This is a genomic window from Clostridium sp. C2-6-12 (assembly GCF_009928485.1).
Lineage (GTDB): Bacteria > Bacillota > Clostridia > Clostridiales > Clostridiaceae > Clostridium.
The window spans coordinates 31,230-45,218 of sequence record NZ_JAABNP010000010.1 but is presented as its reverse complement, the minus strand read 5'-3'; the positions used below and the strand labels follow the sequence as shown (position 1 = coordinate 45,218).

General features: G+C 31.0%; 12 protein-coding genes. All 12 read left to right on the top strand.

Going from position 1 to position 13,989, the window contains the following annotated elements; translation table 11 throughout:
- Nucleotides 1-72 precede the first annotated feature (72 nt).
- The 12 genes from GXK56_RS10160 (at nucleotide 73) to GXK56_RS10105 (ending at nucleotide 13,984) form a co-directional block, all read left to right on the top strand.
- Entirely contained in the window at nucleotides 73-1,146 is a 1,074-nt protein-coding gene (locus GXK56_RS10160) for an undecaprenyldiphospho-muramoylpentapeptide beta-N-acetylglucosaminyltransferase (RefSeq protein ID WP_160687351.1), read from the top strand.
- A gap of 149 nt (nucleotides 1,147-1,295) precedes the next feature.
- Nucleotides 1,296-1,721 carry a flavodoxin domain-containing protein gene (locus GXK56_RS10155; protein WP_160687350.1) on the top strand — a complete coding sequence of 142 codons (426 nt, stop codon included), beginning with the start codon at nucleotides 1,296-1,298 and terminating at the stop codon, nucleotides 1,719-1,721.
- 191 nt (nucleotides 1,722-1,912) lie between these two features.
- Entirely contained in the window at nucleotides 1,913-5,422 is a 3,510-nt protein-coding gene (gene nifJ / locus GXK56_RS10150) for a pyruvate:ferredoxin (flavodoxin) oxidoreductase (protein ID WP_160687349.1), read from the top strand.
- Between the two features lie 159 nt (nucleotides 5,423-5,581).
- Nucleotides 5,582-5,947, top strand: coding sequence for a DUF1292 domain-containing protein (locus GXK56_RS10145; protein WP_160687348.1), 366 nt, complete (start codon nucleotides 5,582-5,584; stop codon nucleotides 5,945-5,947).
- 205 nt (nucleotides 5,948-6,152) lie between these two features.
- Nucleotides 6,153-7,346, top strand: coding sequence for a pyridoxal phosphate-dependent aminotransferase (locus GXK56_RS10140; protein ID WP_160687347.1), 1,194 nt, complete (start codon nucleotides 6,153-6,155; stop codon nucleotides 7,344-7,346).
- A gap of 250 nt (nucleotides 7,347-7,596) precedes the next feature.
- On the top strand, nucleotides 7,597-8,235 hold the full coding sequence (locus GXK56_RS10135) for an HAD-IB family hydrolase (RefSeq protein WP_160687346.1): 639 nt from the start codon (nucleotides 7,597-7,599) through the stop codon (nucleotides 8,233-8,235).
- Between the two features lie 82 nt (nucleotides 8,236-8,317).
- A complete protein-coding gene (locus GXK56_RS10130) occupies nucleotides 8,318-9,052 on the top strand; it encodes an aminotransferase class IV (RefSeq protein ID WP_160687345.1) in 735 nt (244 codons plus the stop codon).
- Nucleotides 9,053-9,172: 120 nt separating this feature from the next.
- Nucleotides 9,173-11,128: a flagellar assembly protein A gene (locus tag GXK56_RS10125; RefSeq protein WP_160687344.1), complete on the top strand. Its 1,956-nt coding sequence runs from the start codon at nucleotides 9,173-9,175 to the stop codon at nucleotides 11,126-11,128.
- Nucleotides 11,129-11,142: 14 nt separating this feature from the next.
- Nucleotides 11,143-11,592, top strand: coding sequence for a chemotaxis protein CheW (locus tag GXK56_RS10120; RefSeq protein WP_160687343.1), 450 nt, complete (start codon nucleotides 11,143-11,145; stop codon nucleotides 11,590-11,592).
- Nucleotides 11,593-11,601: 9 nt separating this feature from the next.
- Nucleotides 11,602-12,090 carry a chemotaxis protein CheD gene (locus GXK56_RS10115; protein WP_160687342.1) on the top strand — a complete coding sequence of 163 codons (489 nt, stop codon included), beginning with the start codon at nucleotides 11,602-11,604 and terminating at the stop codon, nucleotides 12,088-12,090.
- Nucleotides 12,091-12,107: 17 nt separating this feature from the next.
- Entirely contained in the window at nucleotides 12,108-13,208 is a 1,101-nt protein-coding gene (locus tag GXK56_RS10110; protein WP_160687341.1) for a chemotaxis response regulator protein-glutamate methylesterase, read from the top strand.
- 8 nt (nucleotides 13,209-13,216) lie between these two features.
- The gene (locus GXK56_RS10105) at nucleotides 13,217-13,984 is read left to right on the top strand and encodes a protein-glutamate O-methyltransferase CheR (RefSeq protein ID WP_160687340.1); all 768 of its coding nucleotides are present in this window, start codon (nucleotides 13,217-13,219) and stop codon (nucleotides 13,982-13,984) included.
- Nucleotides 13,985-13,989: the final 5 nt, after the last annotated feature.

Here is a 13,989-nt window from a genome sequence, read left to right as displayed (position 1 = left end):
AAAAGGAATTTCAACCACAACTGTTAACTGTGAACTCGCAAGTGTTAACAGAATTTAAAGGGGTGTTTTTTCGTGGCTAAATATAAAATAATAATGACAGGTGGAGGAACGGCAGGGCATGTAACTCCGAACCTAGCATTAATTCCTAAATTAAAAGAAGAAGGTTTTGAAATAAAATATATTGGAAGTAATGATGGTATTGAAAAAGAAATAATTACAAAAAATAATATTCCTTTTTTCGGAATATCGTGTGGAAAATTAAGAAGATATTTTGATGTGAAAAATTTTACTGATCCTTTTAAAATAATAAAAGGAATTGCGGAGGCGCTGGTTATATTATCAAAAGAAAAACCTGATGTAATTTTTTCTAAAGGTGGATTTGTTGCGGTACCAGTTGTTATAGCCGCTTCTATAAAAAATATACCAGTAGTAGCTCATGAATCAGATATGACACCTGGACTTGCCAATAAATTATCTGCGCCATTTTGCAATAAATTATGTGTAACTTTTCGTGAGAGTTTAAATTTTGTAAAAGGAAATAAAGGAGTACTTACTGGAAGTCCTATTCGAAAAGAGATACTTGAAGGTGATAAAAGCAAAGGTAAAAAAATATGTAATTTTATTGATGATAAAGAAATCTTATTTATTATGGGTGGTAGTTTAGGTTCAAAAATTATTAATGATGAAATAAGAAAAAATGCAGATAAGCTTTTAAAGTTATTTAATATAATTCACATTTGTGGTAAAGGAAATGTAGATGAAAATCTTAATTATAAAAATGGATATAAACAATTTGAATATGTGAGTGAAGAATTACCAGATTTGATGAAAGCAGCAGATTATATCATTTCTAGGGCTGGGGCTAATTCTATATTTGAGTTTCTTGCCTTAAAAAAGCCCACTTTATTAATACCACTTTCTAAAAAAGCAAGCAGAGGAGATCAAATCTTAAATTCTAAATCCTTTAAAAAAGAAGGATATGCATTAATGCTTGAAGAAGAGGAAATAACTGATGAATCATTGTATAATAAAATTTTAGAACTTAAAGATAAAAAGGAAGAGCTTATTACCAATATGACGAAAAGTCAACTAAAAAATGGTGTGGAATCCATTGTAGAAATAATATTAGACAGTATAAAGAAATAAATGCCCCAATATATAAATATTATTTAAAATAATACAAATTGCATAACAAATCTTGCAAAAAAAAATATGTGAGATATAATAAAAGGGTAGGTTCATTTTAGTGAAAAAAGTAAGTTAATTATTTAACGAGAAGATGAGGTGCTATTCTAATGAAAAAAGTGTCAATCATTTATTGGAGCTGTGGTGGGAATATAGAGGCATTAGCAAACGTTATGGCAGATGGAGCCAGAGAAAAAGGTGCAGAAGTGACAGTAAAACATGTTGCAGATGCTACTATTGAAGATGTTTTAGAAGCAGATTCTATTGCATTTGGGAGCCCGGCGGTAGATTCCACTAAAATAGAACAGCAAGAAATGAGACCTTTTCTAGATCAATTAAAAGATTTAGTACAAGAAAATAAAAATTGCATTTTATTTGCAACCTATGGATGGATAGAAGATACTTTTATGAAAGTATGGAAAGATGAAATGATATCTTATGGGTTTAATGTAATTGGAGATTTAGCAGTTAAAGATTCTCCAACAAAAATACAAACTGATCTTATTAGAAAATTAGGTGAAGAACTAGTTAAATAAGATTTTATGAAATGTTATGAATATTTAAGTATTTTTTTTATTTATAACATTTGTTTAAGCGTGCAATTTTGGAGAAATGTTAGATCTTGATCATTAAGTGTGTTTATTAGGTGGTCTTTTAGACTTACTTATATAAAAAATTTAAATTATTCTAAATTTAAGTTTTAAATTAGAAAGAGGGGTCAAACGCGATGAGAAAAATGAAAACTATGGATGGTAATACTGCAGCAGCTCATATAGCTTATGCTTTTACAGAAGTTTCTGCAATATACCCAATCACACCATCATCACCAATGGCAGAACATGTTGATGAATGGGTAGCTCAAGGAAGAAAAAATATATTTGGACAACCTGTTAAAGTAATGGAAATGCAATCAGAAGCTGGTGCAGCGGGTGCAGTTCACGGATCTTTACAAGCTGGAGCTTTAACAACAACTTATACAGCTTCACAAGGTTTATTATTAATGATACCAAACATGTACAAAATTGCTGGTGAAATGTTACCAGGAGTATTCCATGTATCAGCTAGAGCATTAGCTACTTCTGCTTTAAACATCTTTGGAGATCACCAAGACGTTATGGCAGCAAGACAAACTGGTTTTGCAATGCTTGCAGAAGGTTCAGTTCAAGAAGTTATGGATTTAGCAGCAGTTGCTCATTTAACTGCTATTAAAACAAGAATTCCATTCTTAAACTTCTTTGATGGATTCAGAACTTCTCATGAAGTACAAAAAATTGAAGTTTTAGAATATGATGAATTAGCTAAAATATTAGACTGGGATGCAGTTACAGATTTCAGAGCTAGAGCTTTAAATCCAAATCATCCTGTAACTAGAGGTACTGCACAAAACGCTGACGTATACTTCCAAGAAAGAGAAGCAGTTAATAAATTCTACAATGAATTACCAGAAACAGTAGAAAGCTACATGGCTGAAATTACTAAATTAACTGGTAGAGAATATCACTGTTTCGATTACTATGGAGCACCAGATGCTGATAGAGTTATTATAGCTATGGGTTCAGCTACTGACGTTTGTGAAGAAACTATAGATTACTTAAATGCTAACGGACAAAAAGTTGGTGTTGTTAAAGTAAGATTATTCAGACCTTTCTCAAATGAAAGATTATTAGCAGCTATTCCAAAGACAGTTAAGAAAATTGCTGTTTTAGATAGAACTAAGGAACCAGGATCAACTGGAGAACCATTATTCTTAGATGTAAGAAATGCATTCTATGGAGCACAAGATGCACCAATTATTGTTGGTGGTAGATTCGGTTTGGGTTCAAAAGATCCAAATCCAGGACATATTGCAGCAGTTTATGCTAACTTAGCACAAGATGCTCCAAAGAATGGATTTACAATTGGAATCAATGATGACGTTACAAATACTTCATTAGAAGTAACTGAAGATATAGATGCAACTCCAGAAGGAACTACAGCTTGTAAGTTCTGGGGATTAGGATCAGACGGTACTGTTGGAGCTAACAAGAGTGCGATCAAGATTATCGGAGATAACACTGATATGTACGCTCAAGCATACTTCTTCTATGATTCAAAGAAATCAGGGGGAATTACAGTATCTCACTTAAGATTTGGTAAGAAAGCAATTAAGTCACCATACTTAATTAACAAAGCAGACTTTGTTTCATGTTCTAACCAATCATATGTTCACAAATACAATGTACTTGATGGATTAAAGCCAGGAGCAACTTTCTTATTAAACACTATCTGGTCACCAGAAGAATTAGAAGAAAAATTACCTGCTTCATATAAGAGATTCTTAGCAAATAACAACATTAAGTTCTACACTTTAAATGCTGTAGGTATTGCTCAAGAAATCGGCCTTGGTGGAAGAATCAACATGATAATGCAATCAGCTTTCTTCAAGTTAGCTAATGTTATTCCAGTTGAAGATGCTATTAGACACTTAAAAGAGTCAGTTGTAACTTCTTATGGTAAGAAGGGTGAAAAAGTTGTTAACATGAACAACGCAGCTATCGATAGAGGTGTTGAATCAATTGTTGCAATTAATATTCCAGAAGCTTGGAAGACTGCACAAGATGAAAAAGAAGAAGAAGTTAAACATATGACTAAGTTTGTTAAGGATATAGTTATTCCAATGAACAGACAAGAAGGAGATGCTCTTCCAGTATCTGCATTTGTAGGAATGGAAGATGGTACATTTGAACCAGGTACTGCAGCATTCGAAAAGAGAGGAATTGCTGTAAATGTTCCAGAATGGGATGCTGAAAAATGTATTCAATGTAACCAATGTTCATATGTATGTCCACATGCTGTAATAAGACCATTCTTATTAACAGAAGCAGAAAAGAATGCTGCTCCAGAATCAGTTAAAGCAGTTGCTGCTAAGGCGTTAAAGACAGAAGAACCATTATTCTACGCTATGGGAATTTCTCCATTAGATTGTAGTGGATGTGGAAACTGTGCTCAAGTATGTCCTGCTCCAGGAAAAGCATTAGTTATGCAACCACAAGAAAGTCAACATGTAAATATTCCAGCTTGGGATTACTTAGTACATGATATTTCAGTTAAGAAGAACCCAATGGGTGTAAATACAGTTAAAGGAAGCCAATTTGAACAACCATTACTTGAGTTCTCAGGAGCTTGTGCAGGTTGTGGAGAAACTCCATATGCTAAGCTTATAACTCAATTATTTGGTGACAGAATGATGATTGCTAATGCAACAGGATGTTCATCAATCTGGGGTGGATCAGCTCCTTCAACACCATACACAACTAACAAAGAAGGACATGGACCAGCTTGGGCTAACTCATTATTTGAAGATAATGCTGAATATGGTTTAGGTATGTTCTTAGGTGTTAATGCTATAAGAGAAAGATTAGCTGAAAAAGCTGAAGCTGCTATAGCTGCAAATGATCCAGCAAAAGCTGAATTACAAGACTGGTTAGATAACTTAAATGAAGGTGCTGGAACTAGAGATAGAGCTGCTAAATTAGTTGCTGCTTTAGAAAAATCAGGTACTGAATTAGCTAAAGAAATGTTAGCTGAAAAAGACTACTTCGTTAAGAGATCACAATGGATCTTCGGAGGAGACGGTTGGGCATACGATATCGGATACGGTGGAGTTGACCATGTACTAGCTTCTGGAGAAGACGTAAATATATTTGTATTTGATACAGAAGTTTACTCAAATACAGGTGGACAATCTTCTAAATCTACTCCAACTGCTGCAATAGCTAAATTTGCTGCATCTGGTAAGAAGACTAAGAAGAAAGACCTTGGAATGATGGCTATGACTTATGGTTATGTATATGTAGCTCAAGTTAATATGGGAGCTGATAAGAACCAAGTTCTTAAAGCAATCGCAGAAGCTGAAGCTTATAAAGGACCATCATTAATAATCGGTTATGCACCATGTATCAATCACGGATTAAGAATTGGTATGGGTAATAGCCAAGAAGAAGCTAAGAGAGCTACTGCTAGTGGATACTGGCAAATGTACAGATTCAACCCAGAATTAAAAGAAGCTGGCAAGAATCCATTCTCATTAGATTCAAAAGAACCAACAGCAGACTTCAAGGAATTCTTAATGGGAGAAGTAAGATACTCTTCATTAGCTAAAGCATTCCCAGAACAAGCTGAAGCATTATTTGAAAAGACTAAACAAGATGCTATGGAAAGATTAGAAGGATACAAGAAATTAGCTAATCAACAATAGTATTTAGAAAATATAATTAACTAAATTTGCGCGAAGAAAAAAGAAGTCACCTCGGTGGCTTCTTTTTTCTTCTAATAAAATTACATTGTAATTTTATTAGATAAAGGTTAAAATTAAAATAGGCATATAGATGCCTAGAACCTAAAGGAGGTTAGAAGAATGGAAAAAGATTTAGAAAAATGCGGATGTAATAGTGAAGAAGGAACTTGTGGTTGTGGTGGGCACGATCATGATGATCATGAACATGAATGTTGTGGCGGACATGACCATGAATGTGGCTGTGGATGTGGAGATGAAGACGAAAGCTTCGTTATAGATTTAGAAGATGAAAATGGAAATGTTGTTACGTGTCCTATTATCGACGAATTTGAATTTGAAGAAAAATCATATTACTTAGCTCAAAATCCAGAAGAAGATTCTGTATATCTTTTTAGACTTGATGGAGAAGAACTTGTAGTTCCAGATGAAGAGGAATTTGACAGAGTATCAGCTTACTATCAAGATGAATTGGTGGGCGAAGAATAATAAATAAAGGACTTTGGTGTTTACACTAAAGTCCTTTATTTGTTATAATGAACTATTAATCATTCATTTATTAATGTTATTTACAATTTAATGTATTAATGATATATTTTTATTATGTGACAGGAATATACAAATTGAATTGAGGCATCTACGAAATAACTGATCAGATATGTTATTTTTATGTTTAACTGGAGGGAATAAAGCAATGCAATTATCTAAAAAAGCGGGCAATATGAGTTCATCTATTACATTGGCTATTACAGCTAAAGCAAATGAATTAAAAAGTCAAGGTATTGATGTTGTTAATTTTGGTGCTGGGGAACCTGATTTTAATACGCCAGAAAATATAATTCAAGCAGCTATAAAAGCAATGCATGATGGTAAAACTAAATATACTCCAGCAGGAGGTATATTAGAATTAAAGAAAACTATATGTGAAAAGTTTAAAAAAGATAATAATTTAGATTATAAACCGAGTCAAATAACAATTTCAAATGGCGGAAAACAATGTCTGGCCAATGCTTTTATGGCTATTTTAAATCCAGGAGATGAAGTGCTAATTCCAGTGCCATATTGGGTTAGTTATCCTGAATTGGTTAAGTTAGCTGATGGAATACCGGTGGTTGTTAAAACGTGTAAAGAAAACAATTATAAATATACAGTAGCTGATTTAGAAAAGGTTACAACAGGTAATACTAAAGCAATAATAATTAATAGCCCTAATAATCCAACAGGTACAATTTATACAATAGAGGAATTGGAGGAAATTGCTGATTTTGCTAAAAGGCATGATTTATTAATTATATCAGACGAAATATACGAGAAATTAATATATGATGGAGAAAAGCATATAAGTATAGCGTCAATAAATGATGATGCATATGAAAGAACTATTGTTATAAATGGGCTTTCGAAGACATATGCGATGACTGGCTGGAGATTGGGGTATGTTGCTGCAAGTGAGCAAATAACTAAGCTTATGACCAGTATTCAAAGTCATATGACATCCAACGTAAATTCAATTACTCAATATGCAGCAATAGAAGCGTTAACTGGGCCTGTAGATGTGTTAAACAGTATGGTTAATGAGTTTGAAAATAGACGAAACTTTATGATTTATAAATTAGAAAAGTTAAATCAAATTTCAATTATAAAGCCAAGTGGAGCATTTTATGTAATGGTGAACATATCTGCGTATTTAAATACTACTTTTAAAAATCAAACTATTAACAATTCAGTAGAGTTTTCAAAGGTATTATTAGAAGAAGAAAAGGTTGCAGTAATACCTGGAGCAGGATTTGGATTAGATGAATATATTAGATTATCTTATGCAACTTCTATTGATATAATAGAAACTGGAATAGATAGAATTTCAGTATTTTTAAATAAAATAAAATAAATGTATAGATACCTAGTGTGAAAATGTTAAAAGAGATGTATGTTTTGAGAGTGAAGAGAAAAATGTTTAAAATGCTTGATAAAAGGAAGCTCTTTAGTATCTGCTTTTGTTATGTTTTATGTTAGGTGTCTATATTGTTGTGTTATTTATTAATAGTATTTAATTCTAAATACTTAATTAAATTAAGAGTAGTATAAGCTAATATATAATAAGAATTTAGAATTGAATATTAAAAGGTGGTTATTGAAAAGTGAAAAAACTAGCTATATTTGATATAGACTATACTATTACTAAAAGAGAAACATTAATGGAATTATTTAAATATACAATAAAAATAGATAAAAAAAATATTCGTTTTTTACCAAGAGCTATATTTTGTGGAATCATGTATATGTTGAAATTATATGATGAAAAAATGGTAAAAGAAAAATTTTTGAAGTTTATTGATGGAATGAAGGAGAAAGATTTAGAAAAAATTGTTAAAGGATTTTATCGCGATAAATTGAAAACTATATTATATGAAGATGCATTAAATATGATGAAAAAGTTAAAAAAAGAAGGATATGATATTTATTTAATTTCTGCATCTCCAGAATTTTATATTAAGGAATTTTATAATATAAAAGAGGTGGATAAAATTATAGGTACTAAATTTAGTTTTAATAATGAAATTTTTACAAGAAAAATGGAAGGTAAAAACTGTAAAGGTGAGGAAAAAGTAATAAGATTAAAGGAAGTTTTAAAAGATGAAAATATAGAAGTTGATTTTAAAGAATCATATATGTTTTCAGATTCTTTGTCAGATAAACCGTTATTAGATTTAGTTGGAAAGCCTTATTTGATTAATTATAAAAAAAATCATCATATAGAAATACTTAAGTGGAAATAGATGGATGGTGTTGAGATATAGTAGTAAATTTAGAGTTAATATATAGCTTAAGATGAATGAATAAAAAGAAAGGGGTAAATAAATGGGTGAAAAGATAATATATGAAGTATTACGAGTAATAGAAGGTAAAGCTATTTTTTTAGAAAATCATTTTAGACGTATGGAGAATTCTTTTAAATTAATAGGCGAAGAGTTTTCGTTATCATATGATAAAATAAACAGTGAAATTTATAAGCTAATAAAGAATGAAGATAAGTTGCTAGGAAACATAAAGATAACTTATGATGTTCATAGAAAAGAGTTGAAGATATTTTTCATAGAACACTCATATCCAACAAAAGAAATGTATGAAAATGGTGTGAAAACAATACTATATTTTGGCGAAAGGCACAATCCAAATGCAAAAATAGTAAACAATGATTTTAGAGAAAAAGTTAATAAGGAAATAATAGGCGAAAATGCTTATGAAGCAATACTGGTAGATTCTAAAGGATTTATAACTGAAGGGAGTAAATCAAATATATTTATGGTCAAGGGAAATAAACTTTTTACATCACCAGTTGATGCAGTTTTGCCTGGAATAACAAGGGGAGAAGTTATTGATTTGGCGAAAAAATTAAAAATTGAAGTGGAAGAAATTCAATATAAATATTTAGATATAGATAAGTTGGATGGAATGTTTATTTCCGGAACATCGCCAAAGGTATTGCCAATAAAACAAGTAAATGATATTAATTTAAATATAAATAATGAAATTATCAGAAGATTAATGGACGCATATGATGATGAAATTAATCAGTATATAAAGTGTCATTAAAATTCATAATACTTGTTATTTTGTGTAAAACTATATTAATTATTAAAATAATGGATATAAAATTAAACTATGCTGTGGTATACTTAATATTAAGAAGTATTTTTTATGGAGGAGATAGTTATGGGTTTGAAATTTTCTGCAACATCAGTAGATGAATGTCTTGAGAAAGCATCTTCTGAATTGAATATTTCTAAAGAAGCTCTGAAGTATAGAGTGACTAAAGAAGATAAAGGATTTTTTAGAAAAAAAGTAGAAATAGAAATAATTGAAAATGAAAATAACCTTAATAAAAGTCAAACTGTAAAAGAGTTTGTTGAAGAAAAAGAAATTGAAGAAACAAATGATGTTTTTGGGGCAAAAGTTGAAGCGGGAAAAATAATAGTAACTGACTCCGAAAATGAAGATGAAATTATTACAATCAAGACATGTACAGGTGTAAGTTTATATATTAATGATCAATTGACAAATGAAGTAACGCCTGTGACATCAAAGGATAAAATTGAATATAAATTCGATGAGATTGAACCAATTAGAAGTATGGATATATCGATTACAAATGACAAAATGGAAGCGTATATTAATATAAAATCTACACCTATACATATATATGAATTGGTTGATCAGGGATATAGAAAAAATTTAACCCTTACAAAGAAAAAAGTGGGAGATAAATATCCTCCTAAATACACTAAAGGGGAAATAAATGATCTTCTGGCTCAAAAGGGTATTCGTTATGGAATTCTAAAGGAAGAAATTGATGAAATAACTGAAAAACATGAAGTGATTAATAGGTTGATAGCTAAAGGTGTACCTGTTGTAGATGATGTACCTGATGAAATTCAGCTTTTATTTAAAGAATCAGAAGAATTACATTATGTAGATACAGAAGAAAAGGTGGATTACAGAAATAGATTTTTAATTGCTAACGCCAAGGTAGGGGATGTAATAGGTAAAATAATACATGGAAAACCTGGTAGCGATGGACAAGATATATTTGGATTGCAATTGAAAAGAAAAACTGCTAAAAGAGTTGCTTTTAAAGTTGGAGAAGGGTGTAAAATCGAAAATAATACTATTATAGCGACAACAGAAGGAAAACCAGCTTTTAAGGCGAATACATTTGTAGTGAACAAATTATACAAAGTAGAAGAAGTTGATTTGAAGAGTGGAAATATAGATTTTGTTGGAAATGTAGAAGTTGTTGGTGCTGTTGGTGAAGGGATGGAAGTTAATGCTGGAAATGAACTTCACATTGGGAAAAATGTAGAATCAGCAGTTGTAAGAGCAGGAGGACAGATTACAATTGGTGGGAATGTATTGAATTCAACAGTAACAGCAGGATGTGAAAATGTAGAAAGAAGACAATATTATGATAATTTGGTAAATTTAAAAGAGATGATACATGATTTGGGAGCTTCGGCAGAGCAAGTGAAGAAAAATAACTTGCTAGGCCCACGTCAATATGGTGAAATTGTTAAGATATTGATAGAAAACAAATTTAAATCACTACCTAAATTGTCAAGAAATATTTTAAATTATAATATGTCCCAAGGCGTTCAGCAAAGTGAAATAACTACATTTATAATTAACAAAATGCTTGGAATGGGGCCATTAAAAATAAAAGAAGTTCAAGAATTAGTTGACTTCCAAGAAATGGTTAAAGAAGAAATTGAAGAAATTGAAAACTTAATAGTAATTCCAGCTGATATATATATAGAATATGCCCAAGGCACTGAAATTGAAGCATCAGGAAGTGTCTTTATAACTGGTAAGGGAGAGTATACATCTAATATAGTGGCACTGAATAACATAGAATTTCTAAAAGATAAAGCAGTATGCAGAGGTGGAACACTATCAGCAGGAAATGAAATAAAATTAAAGACAGTAGGAAGCAGCGCAGGTGTAAGTACTATATTAAAGGTTCCTAAAAAAGGGCGTATTACTGCTGAAATAGCATACAATAACACAATCTTCTGCTTTGGTGAAAAACAGGTAATGCTAGAGGTTTCATCAAAAAACGTAGAAGCATACTTAGATAAAACTGGTGAAATAACAATTGACAAGTTTGTACTATAGGAGGGTTTTAAATAATGGCAAGTAATGAAAATAAGATGTTAATATTTGGGCTTAATGGTGAACATTATGCAACAGATATTAAAGAAGTTGAAAGGATTTTGGGATACCAGGAACCTACTGTTCTTCCGGATGCACCTATATTTGTTAATGGAGTAATAAATTATGAACAAAGTATACTTCCAATAATAAGTTTATCAAAAAAGTTTAACCTAGGTGAAGATAAAGAAAACGAGAATAGAAAGATAATAGTTGTAAAAAGAAATGAAAATAAATTTGGAATTATTGTAGAAAATGTTTATGAAGTAAGAGATGTAAGCAGTGATTTAATGGAGACTGCCCCACCAATAACAGCAACAATAGATAGAAAATATATAGCTGGATTAATAAAGTTAGAAAAAAATATAGTTATTTTATTAGACTTAGAAAAGATATTAACTTCAGAGGATGAAGAAAATATTTTTTAGGGGGTAAAAATGGTAGGTACTGAAATAAAAGTCGGAATAGCTGATCTAAATGTTGTACTTGATCCTGGCTCAATTATGACAATTGGATTAGGGTCTTGTATAGGAATAGCCTTGTATGATAAGACTACAAAAGTGGCAGGATTAGCGCATATAATGCTTCCTGATAGTACTCAGTTTAAAAGTAATACAAACCCTATGAAATTTGCAGATTTAGCAATTCCGATGTTAATCGAAAAAATGGAGAAGCAAGGATGTAGTAAGAGGAATCTTGTGGCAAAAATTGCTGGCGGTGCATCAATGTTTAATTTCTCAGATAAAAGTATAATAAGTGATATTGGGAAAAGGAACAGTGATGCAGTAAAAAAAGCATTAAAAGATGAATCTATACGAATTACTGCTGAAGAAATAGGCGGCAACAAAGGAAGAACTATGATTCTTAAAGCTAGTGATGGGAGTGTAGTGCTTAAAGTAGTGGGGCAAGGAATAATCGAATTATAAAGAGGGATGTGATATGGATGGATAAAATTAAAATTGTAGTTGTAGATGATTCTGCTTTTATGAGAAAAGCTATATCAGATATGATAGAATCAGAAAAAGATTTTGAAGTAATTGCAAAATTTAGAGATGGAAGAGAATTGGTTGAAAAAGTAGATCAGTACAATCCAGACCTTATCACATTGGACTTACATATGAAAGACTTGGATGGACTTGCAACGCTTAAAGAATTAAAAAGGTTAGATAAAAGCTATCCAGTGTTAATGGTTAGTAGTTCAACAACAGAAGGCTCAGAATTAACTTTAGAATGTTTAGATAATGGCGCAATTAGTTTTATTACTAAACCATCAGGCAGTATTTCGCTAGATATACTAAAAGTAAAAGAAAATCTTATTGAAGAAATTAGAAGTATAACAAGTAATATTAAGCCTAAAAGAAAAATGAATAATGTTGATAGTGGTAGTTTTAAAGTAAAAAGTAACGTTACAACTAGTAATACATTTACAGCAAGGGAAAAAAGTGTGAGTAGTTCATTAGTAATACCAAGAAATAAAAGAATTGAAGCAGTAGTTATTGGAGCTTCCACAGGGGGACCAAAGGCACTTCAAGAAGTATTAACTAAACTACCAGGAAATTTAGGCGTGCCGGTTTTTGTAGTTCAACATATGCCAGAGGGTTTTACTAAAGTATTTTCAGAAAGATTAGATAAAGCTTGTGAAATGAAGGTTGTTGAAGCTGCTGAAGGAATGAAAATAGACAAGGACACAATATATATAGCTAAAGGCGGCAAGCATATGACTGTTGGAACAAACAATGTGATTAGATTAAACGAAGAACCGCCTATATGGGGAGTTAGACCCGCAGTTGATAAGTTATTTAACTCAGCTGTAAAAATTTATGGTGGGAATTTAGTATCTGCAATCTTAACTGGAATGGGGAGAGATGGAGCAGATGGAACTATTAATATTAAAGATAGTGGTGGAATTACAATATCAGAAGATAAATCTACATGCACAATTTATGGAATGCCAAAAGCTGCATTTGAGACAGGAAAAGTTGATTTAGTATCACCACTTAATGAAATAGCAGGAAATATAATAAAAATAGTTAAAGGAGCATAGGAGGAAGAATGGATTTTAATGAATTTCATAAATGGGTTCATAAGGAATTAGGAATAAATTTATCTGCATATAAACCTGAACAACTTAATAGAAGAATAAATAGTTTAATGACTAGAGTTGGTATAAAATCACTAGATGAATATTCAAAGGCAATAAAAATAAATCCAGAGCAAAGACAAAAGTTTTTAGATTTCATAACAATAAATGTTACAGAATTCTTTAGAAATCCTGAATTATATGTTGATTTAGAAAAACAAATAAAATTAGAATTATTACCTAAGAATTCTAATTTAAAAATATGGAGTGCAGCTTGCTCTATTGGTTGTGAACCATATACAATAGGAATAATATTGGATAGAATAGCACCGAATGGGCGCCACAATATAATTGCTACAGACATAGATGACACTATACTTTCAAGGGCAAAAGTTGGAGAATATACTCAAAACGAGATGAAAGGTGTAAATAATTCAGATTTAAGTAAATATTTTTCTGTAAAGGACGATAAATATTATATAGACTCTAAAATTAAGAGTATGGTTACTTTTAAAAAGCATGATTTGATTTTAGATAATTATGATAGTGGGTTTGATTTAATTGTATGCCGAAATGTTGTCATCTACTTTAATAATGACATAAAACAAGAAATTTATAAAAAATTCAGTAATTCATTAAAAAAAGGTGGGCTTTTATTTGTAGGAGCTACGGAAAGCATCTATAATTATAGAGATTATGGCTTTGAAAAAGCATCAACCTTTATTTATAAAAAAATATAAAGGAG